The following is a 23,049-nucleotide window of genomic DNA, read 5'->3' on the forward strand; positions in this document are numbered from 1 at the left end:
CGACCCCGTGAACCGCGGGGCGAAGGCGGAGGAGAGCGACATGCACAACCCGGGCAACGCCACCCCGGAACGATTCCCCGCACACGAGCGCTTCGCGGCCGGTGCGCAGTACATCGCGGGCCGCCTCACCCGGGGCACCTCGGGCCGTACGCACGCGGTCGTGGACCCCGCCACCGGGGAGGAGGTCCTCACCTACGAGCTGGCCGGCACCGCCGACGTGGACGCCGCCGTCGCCGCCGCCCGCGCGGCCTTCCCCGCCTGGGCCGGCGCCACCCCGGGCGAGCGCTCCGACGCGCTGCACCGGCTGGCCGCCGTGCTCGCCGAGCGCGCCGAGGAATTCGCCCGCGCCGAGTCCCTGCAGTGCGGCAAGCCGCTGAAGCTGACCCGTGAGTTCGACGTGCCGGGCACCATCGACAACACCGCTTTCTTCGCGGGTGCCGCCCGGCATCTGCAGGGACAGTCGGCGGGGGAGTACTCCGGGGACCACACGTCCTACGTACGGCGTGAGCCGATCGGTGTCGTGGGGTCCATCGCGCCCTGGAACTATCCGCTCCAGATGGCCGCCTGGAAGATCCTCCCGGCGATCGCCGCGGGCAACACCATCGTGCTCAAGCCCGCCGAGCTGACCCCGCTGACCTCGCTGCTGTTCGCTGAGGCGTGCACCGCGGCCGGGCTCCCCGACGGTGTCGTCAACATCGTCACCGGGACGGGCAAGGAGGCCGGTGAGCGTCTCGTCGGCCACCCCGACGTCGCCATGACCTCCTTCACCGGGTCCACCGCGGTCGGCAGGCGGGTCGCCGAGATCGCCACCGCGACCGTCAAGCGGATCCACCTGGAGCTCGGCGGCAAGGCGCCCTTCCTCGTCTTCGACGACGCCGACCTGGACGCCGCCGTCAACGGCGCGGTCGCGGGGGCGCTCATCAACACCGGCCAGGACTGCACGGCCGCCACCCGCGCGTACGTGCAGCGGCCGCTGTACGAGGCGTTCGTGGAGCGGACCGCCGCCCTCATGGAGACCGTCCGGCTCGGCGACCCCTTCGCCGCCGGGACCGACCTCGGGCCGCTGATCTCCCACGTCCAGCGCGACCGGGTCGCCGCCTTCGTGGACCGGGCCCGCGGCTACGCCCGCGTGGTCACCGGCGGCGAGGCCCCCGAGGGCGACCTGGGCAAGGGCGCGTACTACCGGCCGACGCTGGTCGCCGACGCCGCCCAGGACAGCGAGATCGTCCAGTCCGAGATCTTCGGACCGGTCCTGGTGGTCCTGCCCTTCGACACCGACGACGAGGGCATCGCCCTCGCCAACGACACCCCGTACGGTCTGGCCGCCTCCGCGTGGAGCCGGGACGTGTACCGGACGGGCCGCGCCACCCGCGAGATCAAGGCGGGCTGCGTGTGGGTGAACGACCACATTCCGATCATCAGCGAGATGCCGCACGGCGGCTACAAGGCGTCCGGCTTCGGCAAGGACATGTCCGCCTACTCCTTCGAGGAGTACACGCAGGTCAAGCACGTCATGTTCGACAACACGGCGGTCGTCAGGAAGGACTGGCACCGCACGATCTTCGGGGACCGATAGCAGCCAGGCCGCTCGACCGGCGGCCGCCCACCCTCCGAAAGGGCACCAAGCGCATGGAGCAGTTCGAGCCCGACCGCCTTTCGCCGGCCCAAGTGGCCGCCATGCGGCGCAGCTTCCGCAACGGCAGGGCCTCGCTCAGCCGCCGTTCGCTGCTGCGCGGCTCCGCCGGCGGGGCGCTCGCGGTCGGCGGCCTGGGCGCGCTGAGCGCCTGCGGCATCCCGGCGGCGGGCAAGACCGAGGGCGGCCAGTCGGCCGACGACCACTCGGCGAAGGAGAAGAGCGTCAGCTTCTCCAACTGGACCGAGTACATGGACGTCGACGACAGCGGCAAGCGCCACCCCACCCTCGACCAGTTCGCCGAACGCACCGGCATCAAGGTCAAGTACACCGAGGACATCAACGACAACGTCGAGTTCTTCGGCAAGATCAAGCCCCAGCTGGCGGCCGGCCAGGACACCGGGCGCGACCTCATCTGCGTCACCGACTGGCTCGCCGCCCGGCTGATCCGGCTCGGCTGGGTGCAGAAACTCGACCCGTCCAACCTGCCCCACGCCTACGCCAACCTGTCCTCCCAGTTCCGCTCCCCGGACTGGGACCCGGGCCGCGCCTACTCCTACGTATGGCAGGGCATCTCCACCGTCATCGCCTACAACAAGAAGGCGCTGGACGGGGTCGAGGTGAAGACCCTCTCCGACCTGCTGGACAACCCCAAGCTCAAGGGCCGGGTCGGGTTCCTGTCGGAGATGCGCGACAGCATCGGCATGACCCTCCTCGACATGGGCAAGGACCCCGGCGACTTCACCACCGACGACTTCGACGCGGCCGTCGCCCGGATCCAGAAGGCCGTCGACAAGGGCCAGATCCGCCGCTTCACCGGCAACGACTACACCTCCGACCTGACCAGCGGCGACTTCGCCGCCTGTATCGCCTGGGCCGGTGACGTCGTGCAGCTCAAGGCGGACAGCCCCGACATCGACTTCCTGATGCCCGACAGCGGCTACATCACGTCGACGGACAACCTGATGGTGCCGAACAAGGCCCGGCACAAGACCAACGCGGAACGGCTCATCGACTTCTACTACGAGCCGAAGGCGGCCGCCGAACTGGCCGCGTACATCAACTACGTCTGCCCCGTCGACGGGGTCAAGGACGAACTGGCGAAGATCGACGAGGATGCGGCGAACAACCCGCTGATCATCCCCGACAAGGCCATGGCGGCGAAGTCCCGCGCCTTCCGCTCGCTGAGCTCGAAGGAAGAGACCGAATTCGAAACGAAGTTCGCGAAGCTGACGGGGGCGTGACCGACGTGACCACCCAGAACGACACCACCGGCGACGTCCGCCTCACCGGGATCAGCAAGACCTACGGCGGCTTCACCGCCGTACACCCGCTGGACCTCACCGTCCCCCAGGGCTCCTTCTTCGCCCTGCTCGGCGCCTCCGGCTGCGGCAAGACCACCACCCTGCGCATGATCGCCGGCCTGGAGGAGCCGACGTCCGGCACCGTCTTCCTCGGCGACCAGGACGTCACCGGGCTGCCGCCGTACAAGCGGCCGGTGAACACCGTCTTCCAGTCCTACGCGCTCTTCCCGCACCTCGACATCTTCGAGAACGTCGCCTTCGGTCTGCGCCGGCGCGGCATCAAGAGCGTGAAGAAGCAGGTCGAGGAGATGCTGGAGCTGGTCCAGCTCGGCGAGCAGGCCCGCAAGAAGCCGCACCAGCTCTCCGGCGGCCAGCAGCAGCGCGTCGCGGTCGCCCGCGCGCTGATCAACCACCCCAAGGTGCTGCTGCTCGACGAGCCGCTCGGCGCCCTCGACCTCAAGCTGCGCCGCCAGATGCAGCTGGAGCTCAAGCGCATCCAGACCGAGGTCGGCATCACCTTCGTGCACGTCACGCACGACCAGGAGGAGGCCATGACGATGGCCGACACGGTCGCCGTGATGAACGCGGGCCGCGTCGAGCAGCTCGGCGCCCCCGCCGACCTCTACGAGAACCCGCGGACGACGTTCGTCGCCAACTTCCTCGGCACCTCCAACCTCATCGAGGCCGAGGTCGACACCGGGAGCGGCGCGGAGATCGTGGTCAGGGCGGGCGGCGGCAAGCTCGTCCTGCCCCGGGCCCGCTGTACGGCCCCCGCCGAGACCGGCGGCAAGGTGCTGGTCGGTGTGCGCCCCGAGAAGATCTCCCTCACCCACGCCGACGACGCGGGCGAGATACCCGACGGCCGCAACCGCCTCACCGGCAAGATTGCCGACGCCTCGTTCATCGGCGTCTCCACGCAGTACGTCATCGACAGCCCCGTCTGCCCCGAACTCTCGGTCTACGCCCAGAACGTGGACCGCGACGCCCGGCTGGTGCCCGGGGCCGACGTCGTCCTGCACTGGTCCCCGGCCCACACCTTCGGACTGGACGCCGCCCAGGCCATCGACGCCGGCATCCAGGAAGAGGCGGTCTGATGGCGACGGTCACCGAGGCGCCGCCGGTGGCGCCGGCCCCCGAGAAGGCGAAGCCCCCGCGCAGGCGGGGCCGCTGGACCCCGTACCTCCTGCTGCTGCCCGGACTCGCCTGGCTGGTGGTGTTCTTCGCGCTGCCGATGGTCTACCAGGCGTCGACCTCGGTGCAGACCGGCTCGCTGGAGCAGGGCTACGAGGTCACCTGGCACTTCTCCACCTACTGGGACGCGCTGACCGAGTACTACCCGCAGTTCCTGCGGTCGGTGCTGTACGCCGGTTCCGCGACGATCCTGTGTCTGCTGCTGGGCTATCCGCTGGCGTACCTCATCGCCTTCCGGGCCGGCCGCTGGCGGAACCTGATCATGATCCTGGTGATCGCGCCGTTCTTCACCAGCTTCCTGATCCGCACCCTCGCCTGGAAGACGATCCTCGCGGACGGCGGCCCGGTGGTGGGCGCGCTGAACTCGCTGCACGTCCTGGACGTCACCAGCTGGCTCGGCATGACCGCGGGGGACCGGGTGCTGGCCACCCCGCTGGCCGTGGTCTGCGGTCTGACGTACAACTTCCTGCCGTTCATGATCCTGCCGCTCTACACCTCGCTGGAGCGGATCGACGGCCGGCTGCACGAGGCCGCGGGCGATCTCTACGCGCGGCCGGTCACGACCTTCCGGAAGGTCACCTTCCCGCTGTCGATGCCGGGTGTCGTCTCCGGCACGCTGCTCACCTTCATCCCTGCCGCCGGTGACTACGTCAACGCCGATCTGCTCGGTTCCACCGACACCCGCATGATCGGCAACGTCATCCAGTCGCAGTTCCTGAGAATTCTCGACTACCCGACGGCGGCGGCGCTCTCCTTCATCCTGATGTTCGCGATCCTCATCATGGTGTCGCTGTACATCCGTAAGTCCGGCACGGAGGATCTGGTTTAAATGGCCTTCGTCAACTGGCTCCGGCGCAATTTCGTCGTCATCGCGGGCCTTTTCACGCTCGGATACCTGCTGCTGCCGAACATCGTCGTGACGGTGTTCTCCTTCAACGAACCGAAGGGCCGCTTCAACTACGAGTGGCAGAAATTCTCCACCGACGCCTGGACCGACCCCTGCGGGGTCTCGGGGCTGTGCTCCTCGCTCACCCTCAGCCTCCAGATCGCCTTCTGGGCGACGCTCGGCGCCACCGCCCTCGGCACGATGATTGCCTTCGCCCTGGTCCGCTACCGGTTCCGGGCGCGCGGCGCGGTGAACTCGCTGATCTTCATGCCGATGGCCATGCCCGAGGTCGTGATGGCCGCCTCGCTGCTCACCCTCTTCCTCAACATGGGTGTCCAGCTGGGCTTCTGGACCATTCTCATCGCCCACATCATGTTCTGCCTCAGCTTCGTCGTGACGGCCGTCAAGGCACGCGTCATGTCGATGGACCCGAGGCTGGAGCAGGCCGCGCAGGACCTCTACGCCGGTCCCCTCCAGACCTTCCTCAGGGTCACCCTGCCGATCGCGGCACCCGGAATCGCCGCGGGCGCGCTGCTCGCCTTCGCGCTCTCCTTCGACGATTTCATCATCACCAATTTCAACGCGGGCTCCACCGTCACCTTCCCCATGTTCGTCTGGGGTTCGGCACAGCGCGGAACGCCCGTTCAGATCAATGTCATCGGTACCGGCATGTTCCTCATCGCCGTACTGTTCGTCCTGGCCTCCATGGTCATCAGCGGCCGACGCAACAAGCAAAAGGCGTAAAGCCAATGTAGGGAGTTGAAATCATGGCCCCTGGCGCCATGAGTCGTGGCAATCACTGGACAAAGGCACTTTCTGAAGCGCAGCCGGTTCCGTACTGGCTGGACGACCCCGGCAGGCCGCACCCCGCGCCCGCGCTCACCGGTCCCGAGAGCTGCGACCTGCTGGTCGTCGGCGGCGGGTACAGCGGACTGTGGACCGCGCTGCTGGCCAAGGAGCGCGACCCGCACCGGGACGTCGTCCTGCTGGAGGGCCGCGAGGTGGGCTGGGCCGCCTCGGGCCGCAACGGCGGCTTCTGCGCCGCCTCCCTCACCCACGGGCTGCCCAACGGGCTGACCCGCTGGCCCGACGAGATCCACAGGCTGGAGGAGCTGGGCGCCCGCAACCTCGACGAGATCGAGGCGGCGGTCGCCCGGCACGGCATCGACTGCGACTTCGAACGCACCGGCGAGATCGACGTCGCCACCGAGACCTACCAGGCGTGGGAACTGCGCGACTGGTACGAGGAGATGGAGCGCCGCGGCCTCGCCGAGGGTGTGGAGTTCCTGGACGCCGACGCGGTCCGCGCCCACGTCGACTCGCCGACCTTCCAGGCCGGCCTGTACGACCGCCGCGGGGTCGCCATGCTCAACCCCGCCAAGCTGGTCTGGGGCCTCAAGGCGGCCTGCGTCCGCCTCGGCGTCCGCGTGTACGAGCACACCCCCGCCCTCACCCTGAAGCCGTACGGCGCCGGAATGTCCGTCTCCACGCCCTACGGCGAGGTCCGCGCCCGCCGGGTCGCCCTCGGCACGAACATCTTCCCCAACCTGGTCAAGAGGGTCCGCGCCTACACCGTCCCGGTCTACGACTACGCCCTGATGACCGAGCCGCTCAGCCCCGAGCAGCTGAAGTCGGTCGGCTGGCAGGGCCGTCAGGGCCTCGGGGACAGCGCCAACCAGTTCCACTACTTCCGGCTCTCCGCGGACAACCGGATCCTGTGGGGCGGCTACGACGCCGTCTATCCCTACGGCGGCCGGGTGCGCGCCGAGCACGACGACCGCCCGGAGACCTACGCGAAGCTCGCCGGGCACTTCTTCACCTGCTTCCCGCAGCTGGAGGGGGTGGGCTTCACCCACGCCTGGGGCGGCGCGATCGACACCTGCTCGCGGTTCTCGGCGTTCTTCGGCACCGCCCACCAGGGCAAGGTGGCCTACGCGGCGGGCTTCACCGGGCTCGGGGTCGGCGCGACCCGGTTCGGCGCCGACGTGATGCTGGACCTGCTGGCCGGGGAGCGCACCGAGCGCACCGAACTGGAGATGGTCCGCAGGAAGCCGCTGCCGTTCCCGCCCGAGCCGTTCGCCTGGACCGGGATCGCGCTGACCAAGTGGTCGCTGGCCCGCGCCGACGCGCACGGCGGGCGGCGCAACCTGTGGCTGAAGGCCATGGACCGGCTGGGTCTGGGCTTCGACAGCTGACCCTGTGACCCGTCTCACCCGGACGGGTGAGGAGAACCCGCGTAATGGCGGGCCGGGACCTTCCTCTCCCTCGTGGCGCACAAGGCGTCCACGACGGAAAGAGGGAGGTCCCCGTCATGACAGGGGCGAAAACGGCGGTCGAGTGGCTCGCGTCCGTGGCTCCGGACCCCGAGTCCTGCCGCTGGGAGTGGGAGCGCAACCCGCACGGGGTCGCGCTGCTGCCCGCCGGGAGGGCCTGGGACGTGCTCATCCTGCCGGGCGAACTCGGCTATCCCACCCTCGACGTGCTGACCCGGGTGCTGGACCTGCCGGGGCCGGTGCTCGTCGACTTCGGCGACGCGCGCATGGGCTTCTTCGTGCCGCCGGGCACCGCGGCCCGCTGGCTGGGCACCGGGATCCGCAGCGCGGGCGCCGGCACCTGGATCGTGGTGCCCTACCCCGGGCGCGCCACCGGCGGCGTCCGCTGGCTGGTCCCGCCGGACGGCTCCGGCACCCTCACCGACCCGGCCCTGCTGGAACTGGCCATGCACGAGGCGGCGGCGGGCCTGGCGACGGAGGGCGACGGCCGGAACCCTTGACAAGCTGATTGGTCTGGACCAAATTGAGCGCGCTCCACCCTCCAATTCCCCCATGCCCGGAGGCACTTGTGGACCGCCCCAGACCTCTCCTCGCCCTGCTCACGGCCACCCTGCTGGCCGGAACCGGCATCACCGCGCTCTCGTCGGCCGCCCGTGCGGCCGACGCGGACCTGGCCAGGAACGGAGGCTTCGAGTCCGGACTCGACGGGTGGACCTGCACCGCGGGCACCACCGTCGGCTCACCCGTGCGCAGCGGCGCCTCGGCGCTCCGGGCGACCCCCGCCGGCAGCGACAACGCCCGGTGCGCGCAGACCGTGACCGTGAAACCGGACTCCCAGTACACCCTCTCCGGCCATGTCCGCGGTTCCTACGTCTACCTCGGCGCGAGCGGTACCGGCACCACCGACGTCTCCGCGTGGACCCAGTCCGCCCCGGACTGGCAGCGGCTCGGCACCACGTTCCGCACCGGCCCCTCCACCACCAGGGTCACGATCTACACCCACGGCTGGTACGGCACCGGCGCCTACCACGCCGACGACGTCTCCCTGGTCGGCCCGTCCGTCGACCCCGGTCAGCCACCCGCCCCGCCCACGGGCCTGCGCACCGGCACGGTCACCTCCTCCAGCGTCGCTCTGTCCTGGACCGCGGCGAGCGGCGCCACGAGCTACGCCGTGTACCGCGACGGGGCCAAGGTCCAGACGGTGAGCGGCACTTCGGCGACGGTGACCGGACTGGCGCCACAGACGGCGTACTCCTTCCAGGTCGCCGCCGTGAACGACGCCGGGGAGTCCGCGAAGTCCGCCGCGGTCACCGCGACCACCACCGCGGGCGGCGGCGGCTCCTCCGACCTGCCGCCGCACGCCCTCGTCGGCTATCTCCACGCCAGCTTCGCCAACGGCTCCGGGTACACCCGGCTCGCCGACGTCCCCGACAGCTGGGACGTCATCGACCTGGCCTTCGGCGAGCCGACCTCGGTCACCTCCGGAGACATCCGCTTCGACCGCTGCCCGGCCACCGAGTGCCCGGGCGTCGAGAGCGACGCCGACTTCAAGGCCGCGATCCGCGCCAAGCAGGCGGCCGGCAAGAAGGTGCTGATCTCCATCGGCGGCCAGAACGGCCAGGTGCAGCTCACCACGACCGCCGCCCGGGACGTGTTCGTCAGCTCGGTCTCGAAGATCATCGACGAGTACGGGCTCGACGGCCTCGACATCGACTTCGAGGGCCACTCGCTCTCCCTGAACGCCGACGACACGGACTTCAAGAACCCGAAGACCCCCGTGATCGTGAACCTGATCTCGGCCCTGAAGACCCTCAAGGCCAGGTACGGCGACGACTTCGTGCTGACCATGGCCCCGGAGACGTTCTTCGTCCAGCTCGGCTACCAGTACTACGGCACCGGCAGGTGGGGCGGCCAGGACCCGCGGGCCGGGGCCTACCTTCCGGTCATCCACGCCCTGCGCGAGGACCTCACCCTGCTCCACGTCCAGGACTACAACTCGGGCCCGGTCATGGGCCTCGACAACCAGTACCACTCCATGGGCGGCGCCGACTTCCACATCGCCATGACCGACATGCTGCTCACCGGCTTCCCCGTCGCCGGCGACGCGAACAACGTCTTCCCGCCGCTGCGCCCGGACCAGGTGGCGATCGGCATGCCGGCGTCCACCAACGCGGGCAACGGCCACGTCGCCCCCGCCGAGGTCGTCAAGACCCTCGACTGCCTGACCCGAAAGGTGAACTGCGGCTCGTACGCCACCCACGGCACCTGGCCCGCGCTGCGCGGCCTGATGACGTGGTCGATCAACTGGGACCGCTACTCGAACTGGGAGTTCCAGCGGACCTTCGACGGCTACTTCGGCTGACCGCGAGCACGAAGCACGTCAGCAGGAGCGTGCCCAGGCACCAGCCGCCCGCCACGTCCAGCGGCCAGTGGTAGCCGCGCCGGACCAGGCCGAAGGAGACGCCCAGGACCAGGGCGAGGCAGACAGCCACCAGGGCGCGGCGGGCGGCCGGGGAGCGCAGCAGGGGCAGCAGGAGCAGGGTCGCGGTGCCGTAGGCGACCACCGCGGTGGTCGTGTGACCGGAGGGGAAGTAGCCGGTGGCCGGCGGCACGGCCGGGGTGCCCGGCCGGTCGGTCAGCACCTTGAGCGGTACGACCAGGGCCGGGACCAAGGCCATCAGCAGCGTCCCGGCCGCGGCCGGCCACCACCAGTGGCCCGCACCGGCCCGCCGGGACCGCAGGGCCGTGTACCCGAGGGCCAGAGCCAGCACGGGTACGGCGACCTGCACGTTGCCCAGGTCGGAGAGGAGTTCGGAGACGCGATCGGGGTGGACGAGTGCTCGGCTGAGCCGCTCGTCCACCCGTACCAGCGGGCCGTCGGCGACGACCTGCCAGGTGATCAGCGCGAAAAGCAGGGCCGGAAGCCCGAGAAGTCCCAGGAGGGAGCGGAACGAGGTCGGCCGCCCCGGAACAGGGGGGGTGGTTCCGGGGCGGCCGTCCGGACCGGATCGTCGCGCGCCCCGGGGGGTTTGGGGCGGGCGACCGTCCGATCGGTGAGGAGATCCGGAGCCAGAGGCCCCGTTCGTGTGCGCGAGGGCACGACCGGGTCGAAGCTGGGGAGGCCCCGGCCCGGTGTCGCCCACAGTGCCCTGTGGACGGGGTGTATCTCTCATCTGGGTAGAACCTACGACAGGGGGTGGGTCCAGGACAGCAGGATCGGAGTCCCGACAGACACCTCGCACACGTTCTTCACACGCTCCTGCCTCCGTGGCCCCGGTCCCGCGCGGCCGTCGAGCGGCCTTCGCGCGGGACCGGTGGGGCCCGTGGGGCGTCAGATGCGGGAGAAGGCCTGCTCGATGATGTCGAGGCCCTCGTTCAGCAGGTCCTCGCCGATCACCAGCGGCGGCAGGAAGCGGAGCACGTTGCCGTAGGTGCCACAGGTCAGGACCAGCAGGCCCTCGGCGTGGCAGGCCTTGGCGAGGGCGGCGGTCGCCTCCGCGTTCGGCTCCTTGGTCGCGCGGTCCTTGACCAGCTCGATGGCGATCATCGCGCCGCGGCCGCGGATGTCGCCGATGATGTCGAACTTCTCGGCCATGGCGCCGAGACGGGCCTTCATGACCGCCTCGATGTCCTTCGCCTTCGCGTTGAGGTCCAGCTCCTTCATCGTCTCGATGGAGCCGAGGGCGCCGGCGCAGGCCACCGGGTTGCCGCCGTAGGTGCCGCCGAGGCCGCCCGCGTGCGCGGCGTCCATGATCTCGGCGCGGCCGGTGACGGCCGCCAGCGGCAGACCGCCGGCGATGCCCTTGGCCGTGGTGATCAGGTCCGGGACGATGCCCTCGTCCTCACAGGCGAACCACTGGCCGGTACGGCAGAAGCCGGACTGGATCTCGTCGGCGACGAAGACGATGCCGTTGTCGTTGGCGAACTTCACGATCGCCGGCAGGAAGCCCTTGGCCGGCTCGATGAAGCCGCCCTCGCCGAGCACCGGCTCGATGATGATCGCGGCGACGTTCTCGGCGCCGACCTGCTTGCTGATCTGGTCGATGGCCTGCGCGGCGGCCTCGGGGCCGGCGTTCTCGGCACCGGTCGGCCAGCGGTAGCCGTAGGCCACCGGCACCCGGTACACCTCGGGCGCGAACGGACCGAAGCCGTTCTTGTACGGCATGTTCTTCGCGGTCAGCGCCATCGTCAGGTTCGTCCGGCCGTGGTAGCCGTGGTCGAAGACGACGACGGCCTGGCGCTTGGTGTACGCGCGGGCGATCTTCACCGCGTTCTCGACGGCCTCGGCGCCCGAGTTGAACAGCGCGGACTTCTTGGCGTGCTCACCCGGCGTGAGCTCGGCGAGCGCCTCGGCGACCTCGACGTAGCCCTCGTACGGCGTGACCATGAAACAGGTGTGCGTGAAGTCGGCGAGCTGGGCGCTCGCCCGGCGTACGACCGCCTCGGCGGAGGCGCCGACGGAGGTCACGGCGATACCGGAGCCGAAGTCGATCAGGCGGTTGCCGTCGACGTCCTCGATGATGCCGCCGCCCGCGCGCGCGGTGAACACCGGCAGCACGGAACCCACGCCCTGCGCCACCGTCGCGAGACGGCGGGCCTGAAGCTCCTGCGACTTCGGGCCGGGAATGGCGGTGACGACGCGGCGCTCCTGCGGAAGGTCGGTCATGAGGGGCTCCTGGGGGTTTTGCGGATGCTTGTCTTCTCTTTTCTCGCAGGCTAGGACGGAGAACGGGGGGTGGGCATGCTCCATGTGGGCGTTGTCGGCGTGGTCGGTTGTCCGCCGTGGACATAGCGGCAGCGGGGCTCCGCCCAGCGTGCCGGGGCGGCTAACGGTGAACTCCCCTTGCGGGGGCGTTAGATTGACTCGCTGACGGTGGACGGAACGGCTGGTCAGGGGGCAACGGCGATGGACAGCGACGGGACGCAGGACGCGCGGGGCACGCATGCGACACCTGTGCCGCGATCACGCTCCGCCGTTCCGCCCAGGCCGACGGCGCCGCCCAGGCCGGACGGGTCCGCCTTCCTGGCGTGGCTGCGGACGTCCCGGCCGGAGGCCGCGCCGGGGGTGTGGCGGTTCGGGCACGTGGCCCGGCCGGAGGAGGAGCCGGAGGTCGTCCCCGCACGTCAGCTCTTCAGCGGGGCGCTGATCGCCTTCCTGGTCGGCTGGCTGATCTGGTCGCTGCTGTGGAACGGCTACCTCGGCGGCTGGTGGGTCCTGCCGCTGCTGGCCATGACGGACTCCTGGACCGACGCCCACTCGATGAGCCGGGTGGTGCTCAGCTACACCTGGTACGTCGTCGTCGCGCTGACGATCATGGTGAGCGTGGGGCGGCTGGGCCGCTGGTCGGAGATCTGGCGCCGCTACCTCGCGCCCGTCCTGCGCCGGGTCACCGCCCCCCAGGCCGCCCAGACGCCCCCGCCCCCGCAGGAGGACCCCGCCGAGTGGCCCGCGCTGCGCGCCGCCGGGGCCCAGGACGCCGCCGAGCGGCTCGCCGCCGAGGCGCGGGCCGGACGGATGCGGGACGTCGACCACGCCCGCATCACCCGGGCCTGGCAGAGCGTGCGCAGCGGCCGCCACCCCCTCGCCACCTTCACCGGCGCGGTGCTCCAGGACGGCGCCGCCGCCTGTCTCCACCCCTCCGGCGCCCGCGACCTGCCCGCCCGGCACGCCCGCCACGACCTGGTGACCGGCCAGGTACGGCTCGGCACCACCGCCGACGACGCCCGCAACCCCTACGCCTACCGCGGCACCGGACTCGCCCTCGGCCCCGAGCTGCTCGGCACCTCGATGATCGCCGTCGGCCCGGCCGGCGCCGGAAAGACCGGCAGCGTCGTCCGGCCGCTCGCCGAGTCGCTGTGCCTGCACGCCCTCGCCGGACGCGCCGCCGTCGTGGTCGTCGGCGCCGCGGGCGCCGGGCTCGGCGAGGCCGACGCCTACGACGTCGTCGTCCGCGTCGGGAACCCCGAGTCCGTCTACGACCTCGACCTGTACGGCGGCACCACCGACCCCGACGAGGCGGCGGCCGTGCTGGCCGAGGCCCTGGTCGGAGATCTCGCCGACCCGCACCCCGGCAGCGACAGCCGGCGCTCCACGACCGTACTGGCCCAACTGCTCGGCCCCTTCCGGGCGGTCCACGGACGCTTCCCGTCCGTGCCGGAGCTGCGCCAGCTGCTCGACGGCGCCCCCGGACCGCTCGCCGCGCTGCGCACCGCGCTGGAGGGCTCCGGGCAGGAGTCGCTGCTGCGGGAGCTGGACGCGCGCGAGCGGCAACTGGCGCACCCCGGCGACGTGGGGGGCGTCCTCGCCGACCGGGTGGCGCTGCTGGACCGGCCCGCGTTCGCCGGGTTCTTCGACACCTCGGGACAGTCCCGGCCCTTCTCGCTCAAGGCCCTGGACCACCCCGTACGGGTCCGGATCGACCTGCCCGCGCGCGGGCACGCCGACGCCTCACGGATGCTGGCCCGCCTCGTCCTGGCCCAGTTCACCGCGAGCGTCGCGGTGCGCGAGGACCGTTCGCTGTTCGCCTGTCTGATCCTCGACGACGCGACCGGCGTGGTGACCCCCGAGGCCGTCCGCGGCATCCAGCGGCTGCGGTCCGGGAACGCCGGGGCCGTCCTGACCCTGCGCAGCCTGGACGACGTGCCCAGGCCCCTGCGCGGACCGCTGCTGGGCGCCGCCGGATGCCGGATGGCGCTCTCCGGGCTCACCCCGTGGGACGGCCAGGACTTCGCAGAGGCGTGGGGCAAGGAGTGGACCGAGGCACGCGACGTCACCGACCGGCAGATCATCGCCGAGACACCGGCCGGGAAGGCGGTGCACGCGGTGCGCCGGGTCATCACCGGCAAGGCGCCGACCGCGCGGGCCGTCACCGTGCGGCAGGTCGAGCGGGAACGCTGGTCGGCCTCCGAACTGGCGCACGCGGTGCCGCCGGGGCACGCGGTGCTGTCGCTGACCAGCGTGCGCGGCGAGCACGCGCCGCCGCTCCTGGTGGACCTGCGGCAGTGACCTCGCCTCCGTACGGTGCGGCGGAATCGGCATAGGCTGTTCATACACGGCGGCCAAAAGTTCGGCGCCGCCCCCGTCGACCCGAAGGCCCCATGCCTCCCACGCTCGCCTCACTCGTCCACCACTCCGCGCTCAAGCTGACCGTGCGGGCGGGCGAGGACCGGCTCGACGTGCCCGTGCGCTGGGCCCATGTCAGCGAACTCGCCGACCCCGTCCCGTACATGGAGGGCGGGGAACTGCTGCTGATCACCGCGCTGAAGCTGGACGCCGAGAACCCCGCGGAGATGCGCCGCTACGTCAAGCGCCTGGCCGGCGCCGGGGTCGTCGGGCTCGGCTTCGCGGTCGGCGTCAACTACGACGACATCCCGCGGCCCCTGGTCGACGCCGCCCGCCAGGAGGGGCTGCCGCTGCTGGAGGTGCCGCGCCGCACGCCGTTCCTCGCGATCAGCAAGGCCGTCTCGGCGGCCATCGCCGCCGACCAGTACCGGGCGGTCACCGCCGGGTTCGCCGCCCAGCGCGAACTGACGAAGCAGGCCCTCAACGACGGGCCCGAGGGGCTGCTCGCCGCGCTCGCCGCGCAGGTCGACGGCTGGGCCGCGCTCTACGACGCCTCCGGCGCCGTCGTCGCCACCGCCCCCGAGTGGGCGGTCCGCCGGGCCGCCCGGCTCACCGCCGACGTGGAGCGGCTGCGGGAACGGCCGGCGCCCGCCTCCGCGGTCGCCGGCGGACCCGAGAACGAGGACCGGGTCGAACTGCACAGCCTGGGCACCGGCCGCGGACCCCGCGCCGCGCTGGCCGTCGGCACGGCCGCGGCCCTCGGCACCGCCGAGCGGTACGCCGTCCACTCCGCCATCGCCCTGCTGACCCTCACCACGGAACGCTCCCGCTCGCTGCACGCGGCGGAGCAGCGGCTCGGCGCGGCGGTGCTGCGCATGCTGCTCGCGGGCGAGCCGGACCACGCCCGCGCCGTCGCCGGGGACCTGTACGGGCAGGTCCTCGACGCGCCCTTCCGGATGATGGTCGCCGAAGCCGTGACGCCGGCCGGCGTGGAGGCCGCCGCGGGGCACGGCGGCGATCCGCTCGGGGCGCTCGCCGAGGTCGTGGAGTCGGCCGCGGCACGGGCCGGGGAGGCGGTGCTGGTGGTCCCGGAGGGGCAGCGGCTCGTCGTGCTCGCCGGGGACGGCGGCGCCGCGGTGTCCGCGTGCGCGGAGTACGCGGCGGAGCTGGAGGCCGCGCGGGTGGGTGGCGCGGTGCGGGAGGCGGGCGGGGAGGGCGAGCTGGTCGTCGGGCTGTCGGCGCCGGCCGGGCCGATCGCCGCGGCCGCCGCCTACAAGCAGGCCGAGCAGGCGCTGTCGGTGGCCCGGCGGCGGGGCCGGGTGCTCGTGGAGCACGAGCGGATGGCGGCCGGGTCGGTGGTGCCGCTGCTCGCGGACGACGCGGTGCGGGCGTTCGCGGACGGGTTGCTGCGGGCGCTGCGCGAGCATGACGCGACGGGGCGGGGGGATCTGGTCGCCTCGCTGCGGGCGTGGCTGTCGCGGCACGGGCAGTGGGACGCGGCGGCGGCGGATCTCGGGGTGCACCGGCATACGCTGCGGTACCGGATGCGGAGGGTCGAGGAGATCCTCGGGCGGTCGCTGGACGATCCGGATGTCCGAATGGAGCTGTGGCTGGCCTTGAAGGCGACAACTGCCGACTGACGGCCCACCTGCAAACCACGCAACCAACCACGACGGCGCCGCACGACCCAAGGGCCTCGACCACCGTCCCACCCCAGGGGCGCGGGGAACTGCGCGACCAACCACGACGGCGCCGCACGGCCCAAGGGCCTCGACCACCGTCCCACCCCAGGGGCGCGGGGAACTGCGCGACCAACCACGACGGCGCCGCACGGCCCAACGGGCTCGACGAGCGTCCCACCCCAGGGGCGCGGGGAACTGCGCGACCAACCACGACGGCGCCGCACGGCCCAACGGGCTCGACGACCGTCCCACCCCAGGGGCGCGGGGAACTGCGCGAACAACCACGACGGCGCCGCACCCGACAAGTGACCCCTCCGAACCGTCAGCCGGGCGGGCCGCTTCTCGCGGTCCTGGGTGGGCGCGGGCTCACTCCGCCAATTCGTAGCAGCCGGATTCCGTAGTGCTACGAGTCGGACAAGCGTCCGCCGGAGCTCGCGCGCCTACCGTGGGGGGCGGAATCAGGAACTTCACCCCCTCAACGCGGAAGGGCCGGGACTCGACAATGACTTCCACCTACGCCTTCTGGCTCGCCGGCCGCCAGGCCACCGGCGCGGACACCTTCGACGTCATCTCGCCGTGGGACGGCCGGACCGTCGGCAAGGTCAGCGTGCCGACCGACGCGCAGGTCGAGGAGGCCGTGGCCGCCGCGTACGCCGTACGGGACGAGTTCGCCGCCACCCCGGCACACGTGCGCGCCGCCGCCCTGGACCACGTGAGCCGCCGGCTGGCCGAGCGCACCGAGGAGATCGCCCAGCTGATCTCCGCCGAGAACGGCAAGCCGGTCAAGTGGGCCCGCGGTGAGGTCGGCCGTGCCGTCTCCGTGTTCCGCTTCGCCGCCGAGGAGGCCCGCCGCTTCAACGGCGGCGAGGCCCAGCGCCTGGACACCGACCCCGGCGGTCAGGGCCGGCTCGCCCTGACCCGGCGCTTCCCCAAGGGCGTCGTGCTCGGCATCGCGCCCTTCAACTTCCCGCTGAACCTGTGCGCCCACAAGATCGCCCCGGCGATCGCGGCCGGCGCGCCGATCATCCTCAAGCCCGCGCCCGCGACCCCGCTCTCCGGCCTGATCCTCGGCGACCTGCTCGCCGAGACCGAGCTGCCCGCCGGGTCCTGGTCGATCCTGCCGGTCGCCAACGACAGGATGCCCGCCCTCGTCCAGGACGAGCGGCTCCCGGTGATCTCCTTCACCGGCTCCGAGAAGGTCGGCTACGCGATCATGGACTCGGTGCCGCGCAAGCACTGCACCCTGGAGCTGGGCGGCAACGGCGCGGCCGTCGTGCTCGGCGACTGGGCGAGCGACGAGGACCTGGACTGGGCCGCGACCCGGATCGCGACCTTCTCCAACTACCAGGGCGGCCAGTCCTGCATCTCGGTGCAGCGGGTGATCGTCGACGCCTCCGTCCACGACCGCCTGCTCCCGCGCATCGTCGCCGCCGTCGAGGCCCAGGTCACCGGCGACCCCTCCGACGACGGCACCGACGTCGGCCCGCTGGTCAGCGAGGACGCCGCCAAGCGCGTCGAGGCGTGGGTCCAGGAGGCCGTCGGGGCGGGCGCCTCGCTGCTGACCGGAGGCAAGCGCGACGGCGCCTCCTACGCGCCGACCGTGCTGACCGACCTGCCGGCCGGCACCACGCTGGCCTGCGAGGAGGTCTTCGGCCCGGTCCTGTCGGTGCAGAAGGTCGACGGCGAGGCCGAGGCCTTCGCCGCCGTCAACGACTCCAAGTACGGCCTCCAGGCGGGCGTGTTCACCCACGACGTCCAGGCCGCGTTCCGCGCCCACCGCGCCCTGGAGGTCGGCGGCGTGATCGTCGGCGACGTGCCCTCCTACCGCGCCGACCAGATGCCCTACGGCGGCGCCAAGCAGTCCGGCGTGGGCCGCGAGGGCGTGCGGTACGCGATGGACGACTACACCTACGAGCGGGTCCTGGTCCTCACCGGCCTCGCCCTCTGAGCCGTCCTGTCTGAGCCGTCCTGACGGCCCCGACGGCCGGAACCCGAACTGTGCGGGGGTTCCGGCCGTCGGCGTACCCTCCGAAGAAGCGCGAAGGGGCCCGGCACCGGTGCTCCCCGGCGCCGGGCCCCTCCTGCCGTGCCGGCCTGGTCCGGACCCTCAACCGGAGAAGCCGACCTGCGCCAGCCGCAGCGGGCCGCGCAGTCTGAGGCGGACGTCATGGACGCCCGCGGCGCCGAACTCCGCTTCCAGCAGCACATGTTCGTACGGTCCGGTCGGCTCCTTCACGGTCAGCACCGCGTACCCGGAGCCGCCGTCGAGCGACACCTCCACGGTCCCCTCGCCGGACACCGTCGCCGTCACCCGGGTGACGCCCGCGCCGAAGTCGCAGGCCCGGTAGAGGAGTTCGGCAGACCGGGAGCCGGACGGCGTCACCGCGTCGCCCGAGGTCCGCGTCCGGTCGACGATCGCGGAGCCGCTCTGCTCGTCGAAGTCCGCCGCGTCCAGGCCGTGTTCGCGCACCGCCCGGGGCGGCACCGGCACTCCGTCGAGCTCGACCGTCGCGCGCAGCCGGGCGTCCTCGCTGGAGCCGCCGACCATCAGCTCGTACGGGCCCGGCTCCAGGTGCGGGCGGCCGTGCGCCACGTCCCAGAACTCGAAGGCGGACAGGGGCACTTCGAAGGCGACCTCGGCGCGCTCGCCCGGGGCCAGGGTGATCCGGCGGTGGGCGAGCAGCTCGCGGCGCGGACGCGGGACCGACGGGTCCACGGCCCGGGCGTAGAGCTGGACGACCTCGTCGGCCGTGGGACGCCCGGTGTTGGTCACGGCGCAGGTGACCCGTACCGACTCGCCGGTCACCCGGGTGGTCAGGTCGCCGTAGGAGAAGGACGCGTAGGACAGGCCGTGGCCGAACGGGTAGAGCGGGCTGCCCTCGAAGTAGAGGTAGGTCTGGCGGCCGCCGATGATGTCGTAGTCCAGCAGGTCGGGCAGATCGGCGTCGTCCGCGTACCAGGTCTGCGGGAGCCGGCCGGCGGGGGAGACGTCGCCGGCCAGGATCCGGGCCAGCGCGGTGCCCGCCGCCTGGCCGCCGTGGGCCGTCCAGAGCAGGGCGGCCAGTGAGCCCGGATCGACCGCGTAGGGGTAGGCGGAGACCAGCGCCAGCACCGTGCGCGGGTTGCCGGCGCGGGCCGCGCGCAGCAGGCGTTCCTGCTGGTCGGGGAGGCGCAGGGTGGTGCGGTCCTCGGTCTCGCGGCCGTTGATGTGCGGGTCGTTGCCCGCGACCACCAGCACCACGTCGGCGCGGGCCGCGGTCCGCCGTACCGCCTCCTCGCCGCGTTCGACGACGAGCAGTTCGAAGATCTCGGCGCCCTCCTCGGCAACCTTCACCCCGTCGGCGGCGACACAGACGTGCCGACCCGTGCCGAGGTGCCGAAGGAGGTGTCCCCCGTCGTGCGGTTCCAGCCGGAACGTCTCCTGCACCACCCAGCCGCCGGGCTGCTCGGCGGAGGCGCGGACCCGGCCGTCCTCGGCGACCGACAGATAGCGGCCGTCGGGAGCGCGCAGCGTCAGCACGCCCCCGCCCCAGTCCACCAGGGCCAGTTCGGTGCCCACCGGGTCCGTGGTCAGCGCCGGCAGATCGGTCCGGCCCGCCAGCAGCGCGGGGTCCAGGGCGCCCTCGGCGCCGCGCACCTCGTCGTCGGCCGCCGCCTGCGGCACGTACAGGAACGCGCCCGCCGAGGTGCGCAGCCGGATCCGGTCCACGCCCTCCACGAACTCCACCCGCTCGGCGCCGAACCGTTCGTAGAGGCCCTCCAACGGGGTGGAGCGGTGCATCAGGGTGCCGCTGTACCAGTCGAGCTTGCACTCGTCGGCGAGCAGTCCCACCACGGCGATCCGGGTGTCCGGGGCCAGCGGCAGCACCCCGTCGTTGCGCAGCAGGACGACCGCCTGCTCGGCCGCCTCCAGGGCGAGCGCCCGGTGTTCGGCGGTGTCGAAGGCGCCGGGGTCGTCGTACCCGTCGAACTCGCCGAGCCGGAACCGCACCGACAGCTGGCGGCGGACCGCGGTGTCGAGGTCGGCCTCGGACAGCAGGCCCCGCTCGTACGCCCCGCGCAACCGGCCGGTGATGATCGAACCGTCCGTGCCGTGGTCGGTGAAGCTGTCGACGCCGGCCCGCAGCGAGGCCGCCGTCGCCTCCTCGTGGGTGTCGAAGTAGTGCTCGGAGTCGACCAGGTTGGACGGCGCGCCCGCGTCCGAGCAGACCAGCAGCTCCTCGTCGGTCCAGGTGCGCAACTGCTCGCGCAGATACGGCGAGACATGGTTGGGGCGGCCGTTGACCAGGTTGTACGCCGGCATCACCCCGGCCACGGCGCCCGCCTCCACCGTCTCGCGGAAGGCGCGCAGGTCGTACTCGTGCAGGACGCGCGGCCGCACCGAGGCGGACGAGGTGTCGCGGTCGGTCTCGTTGTTGTGGGCCAGCCAGTGCTTGAGGACCGGCGCGGTGCGCCAGTACACCGGGTGGTCCCCGCGCAGACCCCGGGTGTAGGCGGTGGCGATCGCGGAGGTCAGCCGCGGATCCTCGGAGTAGCCCTCCTCGTTGCGCCCCCACAGGGGGTGGCGCAGCAGGTTGACGGTGGGCGACCACACGTTCAGGCCGACCCGCTCGTCCCGCACCCGCATCGCGCGGGCCTCCCGGGAGACCGCCTCGCCGACCCGGCGCACCAGCTCGGGGTTCCAGGTCGCGCCGAGCCCCACGGCCTGCGGGAACACGGTCGCCGGGCCCATCCACGCCACCCCGTGCAGGGCCTCCTGCCCGGTGCGGAAGGCCGCCACCCCGAGCCGCTCGACGGCCGGGGCGAACTGGTGCAGGAAGCCGATCCTCTCGTCGAGGGTGAGCCGCCGGAGCAGATCGTCGACGCGCTTCGCGAACGGCAGGCCGGGATCGCGAAAAGGCTCAGTGGGCGGCGGGTGTGCGGTCACGTGGGGATCCCCTTGCGATGGATCGGTACGGCTCTTTCGAAGCGCTTCGATGCTCATTCGACGCAGGGGTGGGTGTCAAGGGATCGGCACTGCCAGTTCAGGCGGCCCATGAGAAATGGTCATGCCGCCGGTCGTGGAGGAATCTTGGGAACGACCCTTGTGCGCCCATGGGTGTTCACTTAACCTCGCAGCAACATCGAAGCGCTTCGACTGATTCGCACACCGGGATCCCATCGAGCACACGGGGTCCCGTCGGGCTCACCGAGGTCTCAGGACACTCACCGGGCCCACCGAGGTCCGAGCAGCGCTTCAGCTCAGCCAGTTCCACTTACGACACCGCAGCCGACGGCCCACCGCCGGGTGTCCAGGTGCGCCACGAAGGGTTGACGCAATGACGCCGAACGCCTCCTCGGGATCCTCCGCGCCCAGCCGGAGAAGCTTCCTCGCCTCCTCGGCGGTCGCCGCCGCAGCGGTGGCGGGAGGAATGCCGCTCCTCGCCGCGTGCGGCGATTCCGACAGCGGCTCGCGCGAGGGCACCACGTCGGGCAAGGACGCCAAGAAGATCCTGCCGGCCTACGTCGCCAGCAATGTCGTCGTGCCGGACATCCCCGCCAAGAACGGCTCCGCCGCCGGGTTCACCAGCAAGCTGGAGCTGGCCGGCCTGAAGACGTCGGTGCCCAAGAAGCTCGGCAAGGGCGGCAGGATCACCGTCATGTCGCCGTTCTGGGGCTCACCGCCCAAGGGCGACAACGCCTACTACCGGGCGATGAACGACATGATCGGCGTGGACGTCCAGTGGCAGAACCAGGACGGCAACACCTACGAGCAGAAGCTCGGCGCGGTCCTCGCCTCCAGCGAGGTGCCCGACGTGGTCGTCGTGCCCGGCTGGAACATGAGCGGCAAGATACCCACCGCCATCATCAGCAAGTTCGCCGACCTCGGCCCCTACCTCTCCGGGGACGCGGTCAAGGAGTACCCGAACCTCGCCGCGATCCCGAGCGACTCCTGGCAGCGCTCCATCTTCGGCGGCAAGCTGCGCGGCCTGCCCATGCCCTCCCCGTGGGCACCCAGCATCGTCCCGCTGTACCGCCAGGACATCTTCGAGGAGGAGGGGTACGAAGTACCCAAGTCCTGCGACGAGTTCCTGGCCCTGGCCAAGGACATCACCAACGCCAAGGCCAAGCGCTGGGCGTGCATGGACATGAAGTGGACCGCCTTCCAGGCGTTCGGCGTCCTCTCCGGCAGCGAGAAGCCGCTCGGCTGGAACCTGGTCGACGGCAAGCTGGTCTACCGCATCGAGACCGAGGAGTACCTCGAGGCGCTGGAGTGGTCCCGCAAGCTCTTCGAGGCCGGAGTCGTCCACCCCGACGCGAAGATGGGCAAGAACGCCCCCGACCCGGGGCCGAAGTTCGCCAAGGGCGAGTTCCTCATCTACGCCCAGAACATCTCGCAGTGGTGGAGCCGCACCGCCGAACAGGCCGTGTCCAACCCGGACTTCAAGGTCTGGGGCATGGACGTCTGGGGCCACGACGGGGGCAGCCCGACCATGTGGGCCGAACAGCCCGCCGGCATCTTCGCCTTCGTCAACAAGAAGGCCTCCGAGGCGGTCGTCCGCGAGGTGCTCGCCGTCGCCAACGTCACCGCGGCGCCGTACGGCACCAAGGAGTACATGATGACCAACTACGGTGTGGAGGGCACCCACTACACCGTCAAGGACGGCATCCCCACCAAGACCGACCAGGGCAACATCGACGTGCTCAACGCCTACGTCATGGTCGCGAGCCCCGCCGCCACCATCGCCCACCCGGACTTCCCCGATGTCGCCAAGGGCCAGGTCGAGTGGCAGCAGCGGATGGGCGCCTTCACCAGGAAGAGCTCCTTCTACGGCATGCAGATCACCGAGCCGAGCCGCTACACCAACCTCTCCAACGACTTCGAGCAGTTGGAGGACGACATCGTCCGCGGCCGCAAGAAGATCTCCGACATGCAGCAGGCCGTCTCGGACTGGAAGAGCAAGGGCGGCGACAAGCTGCGCGACTGGTACAAGCAGATCCTCGACCAGAACGGTTCCGCGGCCAACTGATCCGGCA

The 23,049-nt window shown here is 71.7% G+C and carries 15 protein-coding genes; 12 read left to right on the forward strand and 3 right to left on the reverse strand.

Annotated features, from left to right (window positions below):
* Nucleotides 1-40 precede the first annotated feature (40 nt).
* The 8 genes from ABT296_RS10905 (at nucleotide 41) to ABT296_RS10940 (ending at nucleotide 9,649) form a co-directional block, all read left to right on the forward strand.
* Entirely contained in the window at nucleotides 41-1,576 is a 1,536-nt protein-coding gene (locus tag ABT296_RS10905; protein WP_351925544.1) for a gamma-aminobutyraldehyde dehydrogenase, read from the forward strand.
* Between the two features lie 53 nt (nucleotides 1,577-1,629).
* Entirely contained in the window at nucleotides 1,630-2,877 is a 1,248-nt protein-coding gene (locus ABT296_RS10910) for a polyamine ABC transporter substrate-binding protein (RefSeq protein WP_351925546.1), read from the forward strand.
* Nucleotides 2,874-4,031 (forward strand): ABC transporter ATP-binding protein, encoded by a 1,158-nt coding sequence (locus ABT296_RS10915; protein WP_351925548.1) that lies wholly within the window; start codon nucleotides 2,874-2,876, stop codon nucleotides 4,029-4,031. Before ABT296_RS10910 ends, ABT296_RS10915 begins: the two co-directional genes overlap by 4 nt.
* A complete protein-coding gene (locus tag ABT296_RS10920) occupies nucleotides 4,031-4,957 on the forward strand; it encodes an ABC transporter permease (protein ID WP_351925550.1) in 927 nt (308 codons plus the stop codon). The genes ABT296_RS10915 and ABT296_RS10920 overlap by 1 nt, the downstream gene beginning before the upstream one ends.
* Nucleotides 4,958-5,758, forward strand: a complete 801-nt coding sequence (locus tag ABT296_RS10925; RefSeq protein ID WP_351925552.1) for an ABC transporter permease — start codon at nucleotides 4,958-4,960, stop codon at nucleotides 5,756-5,758.
* Nucleotides 5,759-5,781: 23 nt separating this feature from the next.
* Nucleotides 5,782-7,209, forward strand: coding sequence for an NAD(P)/FAD-dependent oxidoreductase (locus ABT296_RS10930; protein ID WP_351925554.1), 1,428 nt, complete (start codon nucleotides 5,782-5,784; stop codon nucleotides 7,207-7,209).
* Nucleotides 7,210-7,325: 116 nt separating this feature from the next.
* Nucleotides 7,326-7,787 carry a hypothetical protein gene (locus ABT296_RS10935; RefSeq protein ID WP_351925556.1) on the forward strand — a complete coding sequence of 154 codons (462 nt, stop codon included), beginning with the start codon at nucleotides 7,326-7,328 and terminating at the stop codon, nucleotides 7,785-7,787.
* A gap of 68 nt (nucleotides 7,788-7,855) precedes the next feature.
* Nucleotides 7,856-9,649, forward strand: a complete 1,794-nt coding sequence (locus tag ABT296_RS10940) for a chitinase (RefSeq protein WP_351925558.1) — start codon at nucleotides 7,856-7,858, stop codon at nucleotides 9,647-9,649.
* Here ABT296_RS10940 and ABT296_RS10945 read toward each other — a convergent pair.
* Nucleotides 9,588-10,460, reverse strand: a complete 873-nt coding sequence (locus tag ABT296_RS10945) for a phosphatase PAP2 family protein (protein WP_502977224.1) — start codon at nucleotides 10,458-10,460, stop codon at nucleotides 9,588-9,590. The genes ABT296_RS10940 and ABT296_RS10945 overlap by 62 nt on opposite strands.
* A gap of 158 nt (nucleotides 10,461-10,618) precedes the next feature.
* Nucleotides 10,619-11,953, reverse strand: a complete 1,335-nt coding sequence (gene gabT / locus ABT296_RS10950) for a 4-aminobutyrate--2-oxoglutarate transaminase (RefSeq protein WP_351925560.1) — start codon at nucleotides 11,951-11,953, stop codon at nucleotides 10,619-10,621.
* Between the two features lie 240 nt (nucleotides 11,954-12,193).
* Here gabT and ABT296_RS10955 point away from each other — a divergent pair, with 240 nt between their 5' ends.
* The 3 genes from ABT296_RS10955 (at nucleotide 12,194) to ABT296_RS10965 (ending at nucleotide 17,980) form a co-directional block, all read left to right on the forward strand.
* Nucleotides 12,194-14,293: an ATP-binding protein gene (locus ABT296_RS10955; protein ID WP_351925561.1), complete on the forward strand. Its 2,100-nt coding sequence runs from the start codon at nucleotides 12,194-12,196 to the stop codon at nucleotides 14,291-14,293.
* 92 nt (nucleotides 14,294-14,385) lie between these two features.
* Entirely contained in the window at nucleotides 14,386-15,990 is a 1,605-nt protein-coding gene (locus ABT296_RS10960; RefSeq protein WP_351925562.1) for a PucR family transcriptional regulator, read from the forward strand.
* Between the two features lie 544 nt (nucleotides 15,991-16,534).
* Nucleotides 16,535-17,980, forward strand: a complete 1,446-nt coding sequence (locus ABT296_RS10965) for an aldehyde dehydrogenase family protein (protein ID WP_351925564.1) — start codon at nucleotides 16,535-16,537, stop codon at nucleotides 17,978-17,980.
* Between the two features lie 159 nt (nucleotides 17,981-18,139).
* On the opposite strand, the gene ABT296_RS10970 is transcribed toward ABT296_RS10965, so the two are convergent.
* Nucleotides 18,140-20,959 (reverse strand): glycoside hydrolase family 3 C-terminal domain-containing protein, encoded by a 2,820-nt coding sequence (locus ABT296_RS10970; protein WP_351925566.1) that lies wholly within the window; start codon nucleotides 20,957-20,959, stop codon nucleotides 18,140-18,142.
* A gap of 391 nt (nucleotides 20,960-21,350) precedes the next feature.
* Between ABT296_RS10970 and ABT296_RS10975 the strand changes: the two genes are divergently transcribed.
* Nucleotides 21,351-23,042, forward strand: coding sequence for an extracellular solute-binding protein (locus ABT296_RS10975; protein ID WP_351925568.1), 1,692 nt, complete (start codon nucleotides 21,351-21,353; stop codon nucleotides 23,040-23,042).
* Nucleotides 23,043-23,049: the final 7 nt, after the last annotated feature.

The sequence above is a fragment of the Streptomyces sp. NPDC000983 genome (assembly GCF_040299205.1).
Lineage (GTDB): Bacteria > Actinomycetota > Actinomycetes > Streptomycetales > Streptomycetaceae > Streptomyces.